The sequence below is a fragment of the Dyadobacter sp. 22481 genome (assembly GCF_052044875.1).
GTDB lineage: Bacteria > Bacteroidota > Bacteroidia > Cytophagales > Spirosomataceae > Dyadobacter > Dyadobacter endophyticus.
This window is the reverse complement of the sequence record NZ_JBQENV010000003.1, coordinates 10,757-29,604: the sequence shown is the minus strand read 5'-3', so window position 1 is coordinate 29,604 and position 18,848 is coordinate 10,757. Positions and strand designations below refer to the sequence as shown.

Here is an 18,848-nt window from a genome sequence, read left to right as displayed (position 1 = left end):
TTGAACACTTTTTTGGAATACATAAAAAAAGGAGGATCAGAAACCCTCCCTTTATTCACTACTAGCCATGAAAATGTTGAATATCGCTACCAGGTGACGGTGAGAATGTGCCAGGGACCGTCGGTTTCGTAAGTGAGCGTCTGCCCGTTCACCTGGCAGATCGTTTTGACCAGTGCAAGCCCCAACCCAAGCGAGGCCGAATGCGTGCCCTCTTTCCTGAACCGCTCGAACATCAGCTCCGGGTCGATATGGATAGGCGCTCCTGTGTTGCGGACCACCAGCCTGGCAGCATGAAGCGTAATATCAATCGTTCCGCCATTCATATTGTAGCGTATTGCATTGGTCAGTAAATTATTGACCAGTACTTCGGCTAATGCCGGGTGCATCACCGGCCCCGTCGGCTCAATAGCAGTCTTGACGGTGATCTCGCGCTGCTCGATCAGATCTTCCAGGTCGCGGAGCTTCCGGTTGATGATCGGAACGAGGTTAATAGGCTCGGTACCTGCCAGAAACTGCCGGTTTTCGATTTTGGTAAGCAATAATAGTGCCTGATTCAGTTTCGCAAGCCGGTTAGCCGCTTCGCTGATCTCCGAAAGTGCCAGGACCTGCGACTCTCTTAGACTCTCATCCTGGAACAAGCTTTCAATTTTGGACAAAATCACCGCCAGCGGCGTCTGTATTTCGTGCGAGGCATTCTCGGTAAACTCTTTCAGGTTCTGATAAGTTGCCGCGAGGCGGTCCGTAAATTGGGTGACCGACTGGTTCAATTGCTCAAATTCGACGGTATGTTGCTTGGAAAACGTAAGTACCTCATGTTTTTCGACCTGGTACGAATCCAATGCGCGCAACGTCTTGTAAAAGGGCTGCCAGAGGCGGCGAGAAAGCCAGCTGTTCAGCAGGAGCAGCGATATCAGCAGCAGGGCCACGATGAATGTCACGGTCATCACCACCGCTTCTAGCAACTGCTGCCGTTGAGCCAGCAACTTGCTGATTGTCACCCGGTACCACGCTCCCTCGACACGCTCATAAAAGACCAGTTGCCGGTAGGGCTGGCACTCGTTTTCAATATCATTGAACAACTTCCGCTCTACGAGCGCCATCTGTCCGGGATAACGCACGGGGTCGAGTTGCAGGCTGTCGCCCAGTTGCAGGATGTACACCGGCAGTTCGTCGATATGCCGCAGCTGCCAGCTTACCTTCGCCTTGCTGCGCATTAGTTCTTTGTTAACTTCTTGATTAATAAGATAATTAACTGAAAAATAAAACAATACGGCACCCAACGTAAGCACGCACAGCGACGTGATAATCTGGTATTTGAGGATGCGTTCCAGCAGTTTCATTGCTCGCTGAATTTATAGCCCACGCCGTAAATGGATTTCAGGTAATCCGGGCAGCCTTTGTCCATGAGCTTCTTCCGCAGGTTTTTAATATGTGTGTATATAAAGTCAAAATTGTCCATTAAATCCGCATCGTCGCCCCAGAGGTGCTCGGCGATGGATTCCTTGGTGAGCACACGGTTTTTGTTGGCGATCAGGTACACAAGCAGGTCATATTCCTTGCGGGTAAGGACGATTTCCTGCTGATCCACCAGCGCAAGATGCTCCTGGGGGTCGATCTGGATTTTGCCGAAACGGATTTGCTGGCTGCCCTGGAAGCTTCGCCTGCGTATGACCGCCTGCACGCGCGCGTTGAGCTCAGAGAGGTGAAAAGGCTTGGTAAGGTAATCGTCCGAGCCCAGGTTGAGGCCGGTAATGCGGTCGTCGAGCGAGTTTTTGGCGGAAATAATGATGATACCCGTCTCCGGAAAGCTCCGTTTCAGCTCCCGAACGGCTTCGAGACCGTCACCATCGGGTAGCATCAGGTCAACCAGTACGCAATCGTAGCGGTAAATATTGATCTTCTCCACCGCTGTCCGGTAGTTTGCCGCCCATTCGCAAATGAAGTTTTCGCGCTGAAAATAGGTTTGAATGCTGGTGGCCAGCGCTTTTTCGTCTTCAATGAGCAGCAGTTTCATAGCATTGTTGTTTGTGCAAATGAAACTACAAATTTTGGAGGAAATCTGAAGTCGCCCTATGCGGCTTACCTAACTGTCCGTTTGGCCCAGTTGAAAATGGTGGAATATACTTCGTCACGAACGGGCTGTTTAGAGAGAACAAGGTCATGCATCCCGCCCTGAACAGCCTGTATGCTATATTGGCCGACAATATTCTGGGCCTGGCGCGCAACTTCGTCGACGTTTAGCACCGCGTCGCCGGTAAAGAAAATGTCGCTCCATTTCTTTTCGTCGATGGATTTGGCCGAATGCAGTACCAGTACCGGCTTGTTAATCTGAAGGCCCTGCGCGAGCCGTTCCTGGCCGTTCACTACCGCCCTTACCCACCCCACATTGACCGGCGGGGCGATCAATGGCTTCAAACCCAGGCTGTACGACCATTCGCCATGCGCGGTAATGTGCAGGCTCTCTCCATATAATGGGTTCAGGCCCAGGTCAAAATTCGATTCCGGATGTTTTTCGGCCCTTTTCAACAGCAGCGGTAATGCCGTTTTCTTTAGACCTGATTTGATATTCAAAGCAAAAAGCGGGCTGTTGAGCAATAGTGCATCGAACTTTTCCCTGCCCGCCCGCTCGCTGGCATAAAGCGAAATCACCAATCCCCCCAGTGAATGTCCGCTTAAAAGGACTTTTTCATTACCCTCGCCTTTGATAACCGCCAGCGCGGTGTCGATATCGGGGTAATACTCGGCCAGGTCCCGCACATTATTGAACTTCTGATGACTGAGCCACGACCGCCCGTATTTCCGCAGATCGATCGCGTAGAAGTTGAAGCCTTCTTTGATGTAACGCTCGGCCATTTCCTCCTGAAAAAAATAATCGTTGAAACCGTGGACGTACAGCACCGCTTTGGTGCTTTTCTCAGTTGCCGTTTTTCGTACCAGGGTACAGGTAACGCTGCCTTCATAATCGGAAGGCTGAACGATCGTCGCCTGTCTGAAGCCTTTGCCCATTAAATCCGCAAAATAGGTAACCTGCGCGTTGGCGGCGGCGGAAAGTGTAAGGAGGAGCGTGAGCAGGAGGCTGTGTTTCATGGAAATAGGTACTAATCAGGCGTAAATATAAATGCTGTAACCCCTTGCGGCAAGTCCCTTGCGGCAAGTCCCTTGTGGCAAGTCCCTCGGGGCTACTCGATCTTTTTCAATTCGGCGCCGCGGTCGGGTTGAAGGTTTACTTTGCTGAATTCGGCATTGGTATTGTTTTCGATGGTGAAGCCTTTGGTCCTATCTATTTCAATAGTAAGCGCGTCGGCCGTGAAGTTGAAGATGTGCCCGCCTGATTTGTGATCGTCCGCCAGATAATGCAAATGAAACCCCGGCACATTGGTGCGCGCCAGATAGGGCGGAAGCAGGAAGCCGGCGCAAATGCCTTTCGTGTTTTTCAATTCAAAAACGACCTGATTGTGCTTCAAATGCTCGGGTAGCGAGGTGTAGGGCTTGCTGGCCGGTTTTTCGGCCCTCGTAGTCATGGTGGGGAACGTGGCCGAAATCCTCAGCGCGTAAATGCCGTTCGGGTTCAATACATGCTTGATTTGCTCCTGTACCTTTTCGTAGGTCAGGCCCGGGCCGTTTAAATGAATCACGGTGTCGGCTTTGAAGAATTTGACGAATGCAGCGGAAGTACTGTCGGAATCGGAGACTTCCCTAACCGAGCCATCGTAGGCGATCTTGTAAACGCGCCCCTTGTCAATCAGCAGTTCACCATCGACCCTGTTGAATGTGCCTACGCCGAAATCGCCTTTCTTTTTCAACTGCCCGATCGTCAGGTCACCGTCAAAAACGCCTGCCATGAGCGCATCGATGATCGAATACTGGTACATGAAATCGTTCTCCGGTGCCGTTTTGGGCCGTTTTTCGGCTGATTGGGCTATCGCGCAGCTTGCTGAAAAGGCGAGGAGAAAGATTGCCAGGAGGCTGCTGAATGTTCTTTTGTTGGAAGCGGAAAGACGAACCATGCGTGGAAAGGGTTTTGGAATGGTTACAAAAGACGGCATATGGCCGGTTCTTTGCAAAGCGCGCGGTGACATTCTATTCAAAGGATTATAGCACCTGGCATGGGATATTTTGGAGAATAGGAGGGAATGCATCGTGTTAGTTGGCAATCCGCGAAAAAAAGGCCAAATTAAAAACAGCTTATATTCCTTTACCAATCACCAATTACTCCTGAAAATGAAAAGGTTTTTACTCCTGTTACTCGTTCCTGCGCTTACGCATGCGCAACTCGCACCGCCCGTGATGTCGGACAAGGCCAAAAAGATTCACGCGGCGGCATTGACCATCGACACCCATGCCGATGTACCTATTAATATGATGAAACCCGGTTTTGATGTGGCCGTGGAGCACGATTTTGAAAAGGAACGCTCACAGATCGATTTTCCGCGGATGATCCGGGGCGGAATGGACGGGATGTTTTTTGCCGTTTACCTCGGGCAGGGCAAGCGCACGGAAGCTGCGAATGCCGAGGCAAAGAAAAAGGCATTGGCGATTTTTGACAAAATCCACGAAGCCGTAAAAGCCAATCCGCAAACCGCCGGCCTGGCAATCACTTCCAAAGATGCCTATCGCCTTCAAAAAGAGGGGAAACGCGCTGTTTTCATTGGTATGGAAAATGGCTGGCCGGTAGGGAAGGATCTGACCAACCTGAAACTGTATTATGACCTCGGCCTGCGCTACATTACCCTTTCGCATTCGCTGAACAACGATATTTGCGATTCTTCCACCGACGGAGACGGCCCTGAATACAATGGACTGAGCGCATTTGGGGAAGAAGTGGTGAAGGAAATGAACCGGCTGGGCATTATGGTCGACATTTCGCACGTGTCCGATTCCACTTTTTACGATGTGATCAAGCTCACCAAGGCGCCTGTAATCGCCTCACATTCGTCGTGCCGGGCGTTGTGCGATGTGCCACGCAACATGACCGACGATATGATCAAAACGCTGGCTAAAAATGGGGGCGTGATTCAGATCAATTTTGTGCCCGGATTTGTGAAAAAGCCTTCTGAGCCGCACGAAATGTCGTTGAAAGCATTGCGCCTTAAAATTCGCCAGACTGACCTTTCAGATGCCGATAAGAAAGCTTTGCGCGATGAAATGAAGGCGATCGACGAGAAATACAAAGCTGATAAACCCACTGTGCAGGAGGCAGTAGACCACATCGAGCACGTGATCAAGCTCACGAGTGTCGAACACGTGGGCATTGGCATGGATATGGATGGGGGCGGGGAGGTCGTTGGCTTGCAGGACGTGAGCCAGATCGGCGCAATTACCGAAGAGTTGGTCAAAAGAGGCTATTCTGCGAACGATATCGAAAAGATCTGGGGCGGCAACATCATGCGCGTTCTGGATCAGGTAGAAAAGGCCGCAGGCAACATCTGATTTGCCTTCAAGTGGCGCCCCGGATGGAACCCGAAGCGATATAGGAGGACTAAAAAATATATACATTTTAATAAATAGTTTAATAAAATTGTAAATCTTACGTCCTCGAACAGATTACACATTAATTGAAGAATTACAAATGGCTAAGTCAACCGGAAAGAAAAAAACAAACGCAACCATTGATCCTGCCGAGGATGCCGGCACCCCTGTGGCGGCCCAGCCGGTGAATGCGGTGGAAACCATTAGCCGTTTTACAGACTTCGACATACACTTGTTCCGTCAGGGCAAGCACTACAAGCTTTATGAAAAGCTGGGTTCGCACGTGATGGAAGTCAATGGAGTGGTAGGAACGTATTTCGCCGTATGGGCTCCCAATGCGACCTATCTGTCGGTGATCGGGAATTTTAATGGCTGGAACCACGGTGCCCACGCATTGGCACCCCGCTGGGACAGCTCCGGGATCTGGGAAGGTTGGGTGCCAAACATCGGGGTGGGAGAGGTTTATAAATACTACATTATTTCCCAAAACGGGCAGCACCTCGAAAAGTCGGACCCGTTTGCACTCTGGTGCGAGGTAGCGCCGCGCACGGCATCCATCGTATGGGATACCTGGTATGAGTGGAATGATGCGGATTGGATGAAAATACGGAAGGAGAAAAACAAGCTGAATGCGCCGATCTCGGTGTACGAAGTACATTTGGGCTCCTGGCAACGCGATCCTTCCGATCCTGAGCGACATCTTACCTACAAGGAAATCGCCGAAAGCCTGGTACCTTATGTGAAGGAAATGGGTTTCACGCATGTGGAACTGATGCCGATTATGGAACATCCGTACGCGCCGTCGTGGGGGTACCAGATCACCGGCTACTTTTCGTGTTCATCGCGTATGGGTACGCCGCAGGAACTGATGTACCTCATCGACCAGCTGCACCAGGCGGGCATTGGCGTGTATATGGACTGGGTCCCTTCGCATTTTCCTGGTGATGCTCACGGCCTGTTCCGCTTCGACGGTACCTCGCTTTACGAGCATGAAGATCCGCGGAAAGGTTACCATCCCGATTGGAAGAGCTATATTTTCAATTATGGAAGAAATGAAGTAAGATCGTTTCTGATCAGCAACGCTATTTTTTGGCTCGACCGTTATCACACGGACGGCTTGCGCGTGGATGCGGTGGCGTCGATGCTATACCTCGATTATTCGCGTAAACACGGCGAATGGATACCGAATGAATTCGGCGGCCGCGAGAACCTGGAAGCGATCTCTTTGCTGCGGGAAATGAATGTGGCTGTTTATACCGAGTTCCCGGACGTTCAGACCATCGCCGAAGAGTCGACGGCATTCCCGGGCGTTTCGCGCCCTGTTTTTGTAGGTGGGTTGGGCTTTGGCATGAAATGGATGATGGGCTGGATGAACGATACGCTGAAGTATTTCGAAAAAGACTCCGCGTTCCGCAAATGGCATCAGGACCAGCTTACTTTCAGTCTCGTATATGCATTTTCCGAAAACTTCATGCTTCCGTTCTCGCACGACGAGGTCGTTTACGGGAAAAAGTCACTCATTAATAAAATGCCGGGCGACGAATGGCAGAAATCTGCGAACCTGCGACTGATGTTCACGTACATGTTCACGCACCCGGGCACGAAGCTCATGTTCATGGGCGGGGAATTCGGCCAGACTTCGGAATGGAACTTCCAGCAGAGTCTCGACTGGCACTTGCTGGAACAACCGGCTCACAAAGGCATCCGTGAATGTGTGATCGCGCTGAACAAACTGTACAAGGAAGAAGCGGCATTGTTCGATTTCTCTTTTTCCCACGACGGTTTCGAATGGATCGATACACAGGACCGGGAGAATTCCGTGCTCGTTTACGCGCGCAAATCGATCGATCCGGCCCGCAACCTCATTATCGCCCTTAACCTGACGCCCGTTCCCCGAAAAAGCTACCGGGTCGGAGTTATCTCGGAAGGAAGCTGGCAGGAGATATTCAACTCGGATGCGGCGCAATTTGGTGGCAGCGGAATCATCAATTATGATGCTGTAACGGCCGAGAACCACCAGTGGCACGGGAAAGCGCATTCGCTGATGCTCGATCTGCCTCCGTTGGGTGCTGTAGTTCTCAAAAAAGTGGTTGCTAAACGAAAATGATTGTAAACAGAGGCAACGGTGGAGCAACTAAAGCGTGTCTACCGTTTACTTAATTCATAGACGATCTTGAGGCAGAGGCTGGGGTCTCTGCCTTATTTTTTTACCTTTGCCGATCAAAACATCACGAATCAGATGAAGCGCATTCGATTAATAGTACTTTTTGTTTTTTTAGTTTCAGTACAAGCTTTTTCTCAGGATTTGTCCCGCGTTACTTCCGGTATCGACCTTGGTCTGGGCTATCAGGACAAAGTTTGGGTGCCATCCGCCACCTATCACCAGGAGCTGAGTCTCACCAACTTTCCGTGGTTCAGAGTAGGGTGGGGCGTACGTACCTGGGGTTATTATGCAGGGCGTACCGACATGCTTCCGAAGACCAGCGCCCTCAATGCCGATACACTAAAATTTGGAAAACTCTCCGCGAATGGTGTCAGCTTCCTGGTTGGAGCCAATGTCAGGCTATGGAAATTCGATATCGGTGCTAATACCGACCTTTTTGGCCTTGCATTCGGTCTGAAACGTAATGCGTTGTACGCAGGCGGCAAACTTTACGGAGAAGGCGGTGCGCATTACAACGCCTATCTGAAAAGTGCTCCTGCCACGCTGAATGCGCTGCCTCTTTTTATGGACAAACAAAACGGGCAATCCGAAGCCTACATCCGGTTTTGGATCACCGATCAGATCGGCCTGAAAGTCGCCTACGTGCACGGCCGCGTAACATATGCTGCGCCTGAAAAGCTGATCAACGGCCAGACGCGGTATTCGACAACCTACGGTGTTCCCTATATAGCATTGTCCTTCCCGTTGTATAATTGATTTAACCGACACACTAGCTCATGGCAGAGAATCTGACGGATTCGCACAAATTTAATCTTTGGAAAAACCGGCTGGTTTCGAACGGCCTGGATATCCATCGTGTAGATGAACTTTACACCCGCCGTAATGGTCATGGCGAAGTACTGTTTTCGCTCCTGTACACGGATGCTACCACGCCGGAAGGCAATAAAATACCGCCGATCTGCTTCCTGAAAGGCGAGGTGGTAAGCGTGCTTGTTTGCTTTATTGATGTTGTTACAAGAGAAAAATACCTGCTTCTGGTGCAGCAACGCCGCATTTGCGACGGCTCCATGACCTACGAACACCCCGCCGGCATGCTTGACAGCGAAAGTGACGCCGCGTCCGTAGCTGCACGCGAAGTGTTCGAAGAAACCGGCATTGCCGTCGACAAATCGCAATTGATCAGTGTCAACAGCGAGCCTTTTTACCCGTCCACCGGCACCAGTGACGAGGCAATGTACATGTTCTACTGTGAACTGGAACTTACCTCGGAGGCAATCCAATCGTACCACAATACCGTTCAGGGCCTGCTCTCCGACCACGAATACATCAAGACCTTCGTGGTTCCATTCGAAGAGGGGCACAAACTCATTACGAATGTGAACGGGGTGTTGCTGGATTATCTTTATCTGAAAAGCGTGGGCGACTGGGAGTTGCTAAAAAAGTTATGATTTCCGGTCAGAAATCTGAAAACAAATCGGGCGTGATTTGCTCAAAATTCAAAATACGAGCTATATTTGCACCCCATTAGAGACGAAAGTCCACTACGCTCCCGTAGTTCAATGGATAGAATAATGGTTTCCGGTACCATCGATAGGGGTTCGAATCCCTTCGGGAGCACTATATAATACAACAAAATTCAGCAAAACCCTGCAAATCAGCCATTTGCAGGGTTTTCTTTTTGTGCGTATATAGTAAAAACGTGCAAATTTTCTCAATATTCTGGTGAGCAAATCGAGAGCAAACCGCCTTTTTTAGGCAAGTTTTCAAAGTGCTCACCAGGTCGCCTGCAAGTTATTCATTATCAACCTGTTCGAGAGATAAGCATCTTGATTTTTTCGAAGCTTTAAACCTATTTCGTTCACAAAAAAATGGTTTACTATGCTAGTTAAAACATTCACATTGTTATTCTATCTAAAACGAAGAGCCAATTATTCGAGCGGTGAATTACCCATCTATATGCAACAACGCGACGTCAAGGCGTGGGTCGTCAATACTAGAACGCAGGTTACGGTAGGATGTGCAGACGGAGATTGTTCCTTCCGCAGGAATTCAGGTAAAGAAAGTCCAGCTTTAAGCGGACACATGCAGTACATTAACGGACGTTTTTTTTGAAATGTGAACTCGTAATATATTGTTAATCAGCGCTCTTTGTGCTTGGCATGTATTTCATTGGCCGTTAACTGGCTTACTAACTAAACGCGACGTCCATGAAATTTATACCAAACTTCCTGCTGTTCATGTGCATTGCCTTTTGGGCAAGCGCACAATCATCCCCAGAAGATAAGCAGCTTAGGCAAACGCTGGATCACTTGTTGGCTGCAAAGTTTAAACCCAACGGCATTGGATGTGCAATGTTGGTGTCCAAAAAAGGGCAGGTTATTTACAAAAAAGCATTTGGCATGGCTGACCTGGAACTGAATGTGCCCATGACGACAGCCCACGTGTTTCGCATTGCGTCGCTGACCAAACAATTTACCGCCGTGGCCATTTTACAATTGGCCGAAAAAGGGCTTCTTGATCTGAACGATGACATCAAAAAGTATATTCCCGATTACCCCACAAATGGCCAGACAGTCACAGTTGCAAATCTGCTGTCGCATACCTCCGGAATTAAAAACTATACGGAGATTCAAAACCCTGATGTGGACCTGGGTAAAAAGGACAATAAACCGGCTGATATCATAGCGATTTTCAAAAATCAACCATTCGATTTTCCTCCCGGCACCGGATATCACTATAGCAACTCGGGATACATTTTACTTGGTTTTATAATTGAAAAAATAAGCGGAAATTCTTACGCTGAATACCTTACGGAAAATGTTTTCAAACCTCTTGGAATGGACCACGGATTTTTCGACTACCCCTCAACAATCGTAAAAAACAGGGTAAAAGGCTATTCCGGAATGTCCGATACGGCTATAAACAATGCTGATTACCTGAATGCGTCAGCAGCTTATTCGGCCGGTGCTCTGATGATGACGGTGGATGATCTTTTTAAATGGCAAAAGGGATTGACTGAAAACAAAATATTGAAACCTGAAACTTTCAAACAGGCAGTTACACCTTTTACATTAAGCAATGGCGAAAAAACAAATTACGGTTTTGGCTTTGGATTACAGCCGCTTGCGGGTGGTCCGACATGGCAGCATAGCGGAAGTATCAACGGTTTTTCATCTTTTGAGATATACCTGCCGACCGAAGATGTGTATGTAACCATGCTGAGCAATGGGTCTAACAAGAACACTATGACCCCCTCGCTTTTAGCCGCCAGCCTGGCCGCCCAAAAGGCAAATGTGAAGGACACAGCGATCAGCGACCATAAAATGGGCCAATATGTTGGTCAGTATGGTTTCCCCGAAGATGGCCCTCCGGCAAAAATTGAAATTTATAAAAAGGATGGCAAACTATACTTTAAAGACAGCAGGATGTCTGATGCGTGGCAGATGCATTTCACTTCTCCTGATCAGTTTATTTGTTACGAAGTATTTCCGAACAAGCATGTATTCACCAAAGACACCTCCGGAAAAGTGGACGGCTTTGAGATACAAATTGAGGATATGCGCGCTATGGTCAGGAAAATCCGATAACTTACCTATCAGGCAGATTTCAATTTTCCACAGATTCCGCCCGCCTCATTGAATTGAAGGAAATTTCTCAAAATCGTAAATTGACGAGTCGGGTTCTGTATTTTTAAAACTGAGAAGGAAATCCTTTCTTCGGCACTCATCCCTGAAAACTGGTTGGCTAGGGCTAAACGCTGGTCTTGGAAATTGGGCACGAGCATTTCCGCTAGGTCTTGATATTTGTGTAGGCGATTATGGTTATCCATCCACTCAACGGATAAAATACGAACCGCAGCGGCGGCCGCTTCTTCAAGCGATTCAAACAAATAGGCATTTAACACGTCTTCTAGATAGGTCTTGCCTAATTATTTTCAGCCAGAAACTCTGGCGGCCGCGCGGTTCGTTGTCAATATGCGCACACGGAACATTTTTGAGTGCTTTCACTGCATTATCAGTGAGATTTTTTCATTAATCATTCGCAGCCATAGCATCCATCAGAACGTATCGACCTTTGTGCTTTTCAGTCTCCAGGCGGCTGTTGACATCGAGGTACATGTAGTGCGCATCACCGTCGCCTTTCACAGGTAACCATTCCGGTAAACCTTTGCCATTAGGGTTTGCTGTTTTAACAAAATTGGCAAAATACTCCTGCATCGTTGCTGACACTTTATGGTCTTCAGGCGTCCAGGCGTACACTTTATTCAGCGAGAGGTTGCCCATAGCATATTCAATTTCGGCCGAATGCACTGCTCCTTTGGGTAATGGGGCTTTCGCAACAGGCTCTGTGGTTTTGGAAACTCCACCGGCAAGGTTCGCAGACACATTTCCCATTTCAGCATTCATTGCGGGGCGTGGACGACCGTATAAGTAGCGGTAAACGGGCTTTCCACCACCGGTTTTACTTTGAATGTCAATCCATTTCCAAGTACCAAAACCAATGAAGCGGTCGCCTGCCAGGTCAGTTGCGACTTGCTCGACCTCTGCATCAGAGGAAGCTGAATATTCTTTTAGAACTTTATCCGCATCTGCTCCGTACAACTTCCGGACTGCCTTTGTATAATTATCAAGCGTCGGCGTTTCCTTGCCCAAAATCATACGGTAATTCATTTCCTCAGAATTCCATCCAGCCAACAACGGTACCTGTGATTGTTTCCCTGCCTTGAATATTTTCAAAGGCGCCTCAGGAAAGAAATAGCCATCAATCGCGGAAAGAAACCTGGAAACACCCGAACTAACTGTCGCTTTTAGCAACTCCTCAGCAGATATCGCACGCATTTCTCCCAATGTTTTTTTGCCTACCTGCTCATTGAATTTGGCGCCTGCCTGCTCGGCTTGTGCCAGAGGGACTGGAGGAAGTGTGCCCAAAACGGACCCGCTCTCACCAATAGCAGCAGAGAACAAATCCTTGGAAAGCGGTGAAGCCATTAATGCGCTCACTGAAAGCGATCCAGCCGACTCTCCGGCAATGGTAACCCTGCCAGGATCGCCTCCGAAGGCTGCAATATTTTGCTTAACCCACGCAAGTGCTGCCGCCTGATCCAGATACCCGTAGTTACCCGAAGCGTGGTGTGGAGATTCTTTCGTAAGGTCCTCTGAGGCATAAAAACCGAACACGCCCAGACGATAGTTTACAGTCAGGCTCACGATACCTTTTGTAGCCATACTTTCGCCATCATAACGTCCCTCAGAACCGTCTCCGGCCACAAAACCGCCTCCATAGAAATAGACAAGTACCGGAAGTTTCTCGCTGGCAGACTTTGCTGGCGTCCACACATTCAGGTACAGACAATCTTCACTCATGCCGTCGGAACGAAAACCCATGTCCCCAAAAACAGGATTTTGCATCGCTCGGGGACCGAACTTATCGGTTTTCCGAACACCATTCCAGTTTTTAACTGGTTGTGGTTCACGCCAGCGGAATTCGCCGACCGGGGGAGCGGCAAAAGGAATTCCCTTATATGCCCTGACCCCTGAGGTTTCGACAACACCTTCGACAGTTCCGTTCGCTGTTTTGGCCTGGGGAGCCAAATTCGTTTTTTTAGACTGCGCAGTCGCCACATGCATCATTTGCAGAGCGAGCAGCATGGTAATAAAGATTGTTTTCATTTTCAATTAATATAGAAGTCCATAATAGCAGGAAAGACAATCTGACGAATAAATCCCATATTGTCTCATTATGGAACAATAATAGAAAATTACTTTGACAATCTTTCTTTTTTCTAATTTGTGCATTGAATTTTAATATAATGAGTGAGAAATTGACCCCATTAGAGCAAAATCCAGAAGGAATTGGTTACCTGCCCGGACTGGCCATGGACTTCGTGATTTTTGGTTTTGATCAATACCAGCTAAAAATCCTGCTGCTGGAATATCGCAATACCAACCTGTTTGCATTACCCGGCGGGTTTGTGAGAGAGAATGAGAATATGAATGATGCGGCCCGGCGCGTGCTCAGTGAGCGTACCGGACTTTCGGATATTTACCTTGACCAATTTTACACGTTTGGAGATTTGGCCCGCTATGATCAGGCGCCGCTTCGCACGATCATGCAGGCCAAAGGATTGAATCCGACCGACGATCACTGGCTTCTCCGACGTTTTGTTTCCGTGGGTTATTATGCGCTGATTGATTTTCGAAAGGCAGCCCCTACACCGGACCCGCTTTCGGATAATTGCATTTGGTATACGCTGGAAAATCTACCGGAGCTCATGCTGGACCATAAAGCAATTGCGCAAAAGGCTTTGGAGACGTTAAGAGCGGATCTTGACCGGAAGCTAGGTGGCTACGACAGCTGGGCGGCCCCATTGTTGCCCAAAGCTTTCACGATGGGAGAACTTCAAAAATTATATGAGACGATTCTTGGACAGCAGCTGCGCCGGTCGAGTTTTCAGCGCAAGATGCTTAGTCTTGATATCTTGGAAAGACTTGAAAAACAATATAGTGGCGGCGCCCATAAAGCCCCGTATTTATATCAGTTTATCATGGATAAATAAGTTAGTTGTCAGCATTTTGCATACTGATGAGTCGGAAGAGCTAGGGAAAGCCTTCCTTATTCAGTAACCGATTTAGTATTGGGGATTCCGTATTACGTATACATGGGTACGTATTGTGGAGTATGATAAGATAAACGGAATTGTTGTCTTAGGTCAGTCCGATGAATTTGATCAGAAACGAAAGCTTGTCAAAGAGCCCTTCAAAGGGGAAAATTGATCCGAAAAGCAGCAGTATGAGTCCTTTCTCACTCCAAAAGGATCAAAAAAATTGACCACCCAATTCCGCTTCGGGCTGACCAGGGAATTGGGTGGTCTAGGGCACCGAATTACTCGAAAGGGTTCCTCCTGTAGAATTATTTTTTTATATTGTATGAGTTATTAATGACCGGCTTCATTTTCCAACAGTGGAGCAATTGATTGGATCAATAAATGTTTTGTACACCAGATCAGACGCTCACGTCCGAATAAAATGAAACACGCAGTAGCTATCGCGTTTATTTGGTGGGCGCTGCATAGCCTCGTGCAAGCGCAAAGTGTAAAATTCAATCACCTTACCACAAATGAAGGATTGGCCCAAAGCCACGTCTCGGCGATACTGAAAGACAAAAAGGGATTCATGTGGTTTGGATGTGAAGATGGTTTGAATAAATATGACGGTTACGTTTTTACACACTACAAACATGATGCTTACGATAAAAGCAGCATTTCAGATAGTTATATACAGGATCTACTGGAAGATAAGCAGGGCGATTTGTGGGTTGCGACTTCTAATGGACTGGATAGATTTGACAGAAACAAAAATAGTTTTGTACACTACATAACCCAGGATATCAGCGATCTTTTTGAGGATAGTAAAAACAGGATCTGGCTGGCTACTCAGGAAGGGCTGTTTCTGTTTAACCGGCAGAGCAAGACGTTCAGACTGTTTCTGCAAGCCGGGCAAACCCAGGGTAGCAAAACTAAAAATCCTATCTACCGCATTGAAGAGAATAACGACGGCTCGCTGTGGCTGGGAACCGAAAATGGGCTTTACCAGGTCACGATCAACAATGACAGATACACCAGCCGACGTATTGATGTAAACTGCGGAAACTGTTCTCCGGCACCGGTCATCAGAGCTTTGCGTATGGACCATCATGGGGATTTGTGGATGGGTACGAAGGGCGGAGGCTTGTTTCTTTACAATCTCAGGGACCGGTCTTTCCGCAACTTTCTTCACGAAACAACGGATCCGAATTCGATTGCTCACAACGACATTCTTTCTATTCTCGCAGCCAAAGACGGCAAGCTTTGGATAGGGACTGAAAATGGGGGTATCAGCGTTTATGACAAGCGAAAAGGGCAGTTTATGAATTACAAACACCAGTCCAACGAGCCTGCCGCGCTAAGCAATAATTCTGTATATACGATCTATCAGGATGATGCTGAAAATATTTGGGTGGGAACCTATGCAGGCGGCGTCGATCTCCTGCCGAAGTTTGGGGAGAAATTTCTTTCTTACAGGCACATACAGGGAGACCCGGGCAGCTTGACCGACAATGTGGTGCTTTCATTATGTGGGGACAGTTCAGGTAATAAAATATGGATTGGCACAGATGGCGGCGGCCTGAACGTATTTAACTATGGTAACAACACTTTTACCAGTTACCGGTACGATCCTCGAAATGCAAATTCAATCAGTAATGACTATGTGATTTCTATCGTACGGGTTTCTGCCGATATACTGGCATTGGGATACCACGAAGGCGGCTTCGATCTTTTTAATACCAAAACGGGCATTGCAAAACATCATTTGCCAAATGCCAAGGATCCCAACAGTCTGTCCATTGCGGATGTCAACAACCTTTTTACGGATATTGACGGCAATTTATGGATTGGGACCTGGGGAGGTGGATTGAATTATTACAACATCAAAAGCAAGAAATTCAAACATTATCGCACCGATCCCGCTGACAGCACCAGCATTAGCTCGGACATTGTGACAACTGTTTTCCAGGATAAGAATCGGGTAATTTGGGTAGGGACTTATAACGGGCTGAACAAACTGGACAGCAGCGGTAGGCATTTTACCCGATATCAGCGTAACCCGAACAATATCTCTGGCCTGTCGCATAATAAGGTCCAGTGCATTCGGGAAGCGGAGGGAGGCAATTTGTGGATAGGTACTGTGGGGGGCGGCCTCAATTACTTTGATACCCATAAACAAACATTTAAAGCCTTTACCGAAAAAGACGGCCTCGCCAGCAACGTTGTTTTTGCAATGCTGGAAGATCATCATAAAAACCTGTGGCTGAGTACAAACAAAGGAATCTCACGGCTCAATATCGCAAATAAAACCTTCCGGAATTTTGGGGTGAAGGACGGGCTGCAAAGCAATGAGTTCAGGGATAACTCGTGCTTTGTTACCGAAGCCGGGCAAATGTTTTTTGGTGGGGTGAACGGTTTCAGCACTTTCTTTCCCGACAGTATCAAGTACAATGTTTTCATTCCTCCGGTTTATCTTACCAGCTTCCAGATTTTTAACAAAACGGTTTCAGTAGGCGATAAATCCGCCATTCTGAAAAGCGATATCAATGATACGAAGTCCATTACCCTTTCCTATAAACAGTCCGTATTTACGCTAGAATTTGCTTCGCTCAGTTATACAATCCCTGAGAAAAACCAGTATGCATACAAATTGGAAGGATTTGATCCGCATTGGAGCTATGTAGGGGACAAGCGAACGGCAACTTACACGAATCTTGATCCCGGGACTTATACTTTCAGGGTCAAGGCATCCAACAATGACGGCGTATGGAACAATAAAGGCAACTTTGTAAAAATTACCATCACCCCGCCATTCTGGCTTACCTTGTGGTTCAGGCTGATTTCACTGATCGGCTTTACCGGTCTGTTGATCCTTATTCACAGGCTCCGCACGTATTCCATCCGCAGGCAGAAGAAACGGCTTATAACAAAAGTCAAACAGCGCACCATGCAACTCGAAGTGGCGATCGAGGAAGAAAGAAAAGCGAAACGCCTCGCGGAAATAGCGATTGAGGAAGAGAAAAAAGCGAAGCAGCAGGCAGAGCTGGCCAGCCACGCAAAAAGCTCCTTCTTGGCTGTCATGAGTCATGAGATCAGAACTCCTATGAATGGGGTGATTGGTATGGCTTCGCTGTTGGCGGAAACCGACCTGGACGAAGAACAACTCAGTTACACAAAAAATATACAGTTGAGCGGTAGCAGCTTGCTGACTGTGATCAATGATATTCTTGATTTTTCCAAAATAGAGTCCGGTAATATGGAACTGGAAGAAAGGGCATTCAATCTTAGGAACTGCATCGAAGATGTAGTGGATGTTTTTATGCCAAAAATGGTCGAATTGAGGCTGGATTTGTTGTATAAAATCAGTCTCGATGTGCCCGAGCAGCTGGTTGGCGACGGGCAAAGGCTTCGTCAAATCTTAGTCAACCTGATAGGAAATGCCATTAAGTTTACCAAGGACGGCGAGGTGGTCTTGACTGTCAGCCTGTATGGCAGGTCTGATGACAACCAGGTCGGACTGTACTTCGAAGTCAGGGACAGTGGGATTGGTATTTCCGAAAGCAAGAGGGACCGCCTGTTTAAGGCATTTTCACAGGTAGACTCTTCTACAAGCCGACAATACGGCGGCACAGGCCTGGGTCTTGCCATCTGTCAAAAGCTGGTAAACCTGATGGGTGGAACTATTGGTGTAACCAGCAATGCAGGCGAGGGCAGCACCTTTTATTTTTCGATCCTTGCAGGAAGGCAAATTTCGCCAGATCAAACGCTTCCGGACTATCGCCACGATTTTGGGGGAATCGAAATCCTGGTGACGGACGATAACCGGAATAGTCGGGAAATCATTGCGGACCAGCTGAAAGAGTGGGGGCTGGCGCCATTATGTGCAAGCAGCGGTACCGATGCACTTGAAATACTGGCTCAAAATAAAAGTATAAAGATGGTCATTACCGATTTGTATATGCCTTCTATGGACGGGATACAGCTTGGAAGGCTTATAAAAGACAATTACCCTCAACTTCCCGTCGTACTTATGAGTCCCAGGGGCAATGAGCTGCCGAAAGATCAGAAAGACCTTTTTTATGCTTTATTGAAAAAACCGGTCTGTAAAAAGACTTTTTTCAATAGTATCTACGATCAGTTTAAACAGGGGGACATGGCGCCGGCAGTGCAGCAAGCTGAGCTTGCCGGTAAGGTACTGTATTCAAATTTTTCCATAAAGTATCCATTGGAGATATTGGTTGCAGAGGATAACAAAGTGAATCAAATTGTGATCCTGAATGTGCTGGGCAAGCTCGGTTACCAGGTTGAGATGGTTACCGATGGCCTGGAAGCCGTGAAAAGGGCAATGCAAAAAGTATTTGATTTAATATTAATGGATGTACAAATGCCTGGTATGGATGGTCTTGAAGCGACTAAAAAGATCAGGGCAACTAACCCAACCACGCCCTATATCATCGCTATGACGGCTAATGCTCTGCGGGAAGATAGGGAGCGATGCCTTGCCGCAGGAATGGATGATTATATCAGCAAGCCGGTAAACCTGGAAGAACTAATGGAAATGCTGGAAGAATTGTCACAAAAAATACAAAGCTAGTACGGTGAAATTGACATATAACAAAAAGAATGTCTCAT

General features: G+C 47.8%; 13 protein-coding genes and 1 tRNA gene. 8 read left to right on the top strand and 6 right to left on the bottom strand.

Annotation, left to right across the window (positions count from 1 at the left end; translation table 11 throughout):
• Nucleotides 1-86 precede the first annotated feature (86 nt).
• From ACTJJJ_RS19085 to budA, 4 genes are all read right to left on the bottom strand, one after another.
• Nucleotides 87-1,340 (bottom strand): sensor histidine kinase, encoded by a 1,254-nt coding sequence (locus ACTJJJ_RS19085; RefSeq protein WP_440702670.1) that lies wholly within the window; start codon nt 1,338-1,340, stop codon nt 87-89.
• Entirely contained in the window at nt 1,337-2,014 is a 678-nt protein-coding gene (locus tag ACTJJJ_RS19080; protein ID WP_188938288.1) for a response regulator transcription factor, read from the bottom strand. The genes ACTJJJ_RS19085 and ACTJJJ_RS19080 overlap by 4 nt, the downstream gene beginning before the upstream one ends.
• 65 nt (nt 2,015-2,079) lie before the next feature.
• Nucleotides 2,080-3,087 (bottom strand): alpha/beta hydrolase, encoded by a 1,008-nt coding sequence (locus tag ACTJJJ_RS19075; RefSeq protein WP_426295370.1) that lies wholly within the window; start codon nt 3,085-3,087, stop codon nt 2,080-2,082.
• A gap of 92 nt (nt 3,088-3,179) precedes the next feature.
• On the bottom strand, nt 3,180-4,007 hold the full coding sequence (gene budA, locus ACTJJJ_RS19070) for an acetolactate decarboxylase (RefSeq protein ID WP_440702669.1): 828 nt from the start codon (nt 4,005-4,007) through the stop codon (nt 3,180-3,182).
• Nucleotides 4,008-4,221: 214 nt separating this feature from the next.
• Here budA and ACTJJJ_RS19065 point away from each other — a divergent pair, with 214 nt between their 5' ends.
• From ACTJJJ_RS19065 to ACTJJJ_RS19040, 6 genes are all read left to right on the top strand, one after another.
• On the top strand, nt 4,222-5,430 hold the full coding sequence (locus tag ACTJJJ_RS19065) for a dipeptidase (RefSeq protein ID WP_188938297.1): 1,209 nt from the start codon (nt 4,222-4,224) through the stop codon (nt 5,428-5,430).
• A 139-nt stretch (nt 5,431-5,569) separates the two neighbouring features.
• Entirely contained in the window at nt 5,570-7,576 is a 2,007-nt protein-coding gene (glgB, locus tag ACTJJJ_RS19060) for a 1,4-alpha-glucan branching protein GlgB (protein ID WP_188938300.1), read from the top strand.
• Nucleotides 7,577-7,774: 198 nt separating this feature from the next.
• Nucleotides 7,775-8,389, top strand: a complete 615-nt coding sequence (locus tag ACTJJJ_RS19055; protein ID WP_440702668.1) for a hypothetical protein — start codon at nt 7,775-7,777, stop codon at nt 8,387-8,389.
• A 20-nt stretch (nt 8,390-8,409) separates the two neighbouring features.
• The gene (locus tag ACTJJJ_RS19050) at nt 8,410-9,081 is read left to right on the top strand and encodes an NUDIX hydrolase (RefSeq protein WP_188938302.1); all 672 of its coding nucleotides are present in this window, start codon (nt 8,410-8,412) and stop codon (nt 9,079-9,081) included.
• Between the two features lie 97 nt (nt 9,082-9,178).
• A tRNA-Arg gene (locus tag ACTJJJ_RS19045) sits at nt 9,179-9,250 on the top strand.
• 590 nt (nt 9,251-9,840) lie between these two features.
• Nucleotides 9,841-11,220: a serine hydrolase domain-containing protein gene (locus ACTJJJ_RS19040; RefSeq protein WP_440702667.1), complete on the top strand. Its 1,380-nt coding sequence runs from the start codon at nt 9,841-9,843 to the stop codon at nt 11,218-11,220.
• A gap of 8 nt (nt 11,221-11,228) precedes the next feature.
• Here the strand turns inward: ACTJJJ_RS19040 and ACTJJJ_RS19035 are convergent, their stop codons facing one another.
• Together ACTJJJ_RS19035 and ACTJJJ_RS19030 are read right to left on the bottom strand one after the other, a co-directional pair.
• On the bottom strand, nt 11,229-11,537 hold the full coding sequence (locus tag ACTJJJ_RS19035) for a hypothetical protein (RefSeq protein WP_440702666.1): 309 nt from the start codon (nt 11,535-11,537) through the stop codon (nt 11,229-11,231).
• Nucleotides 11,538-11,664: 127 nt separating this feature from the next.
• Nucleotides 11,665-13,302 (bottom strand): carboxylesterase/lipase family protein, encoded by a 1,638-nt coding sequence (locus ACTJJJ_RS19030; RefSeq protein ID WP_440702665.1) that lies wholly within the window; start codon nt 13,300-13,302, stop codon nt 11,665-11,667.
• 140 nt (nt 13,303-13,442) lie between these two features.
• On the opposite strand from ACTJJJ_RS19030, the gene ACTJJJ_RS19025 reads away from it, so the two are divergent.
• Both ACTJJJ_RS19025 and ACTJJJ_RS19020 read left to right on the top strand, forming a co-directional pair.
• The gene (locus ACTJJJ_RS19025; RefSeq protein ID WP_188938309.1) at nt 13,443-14,189 is read left to right on the top strand and encodes an NUDIX hydrolase; all 747 of its coding nucleotides are present in this window, start codon (nt 13,443-13,445) and stop codon (nt 14,187-14,189) included.
• A gap of 469 nt (nt 14,190-14,658) precedes the next feature.
• Nucleotides 14,659-18,810 carry a two-component regulator propeller domain-containing protein gene (locus ACTJJJ_RS19020; protein WP_440702664.1) on the top strand — a complete coding sequence of 1,384 codons (4,152 nt, stop codon included), beginning with the start codon at nt 14,659-14,661 and terminating at the stop codon, nt 18,808-18,810.
• The last annotated feature ends 38 nt before the right edge of the window (nt 18,811-18,848 follow it).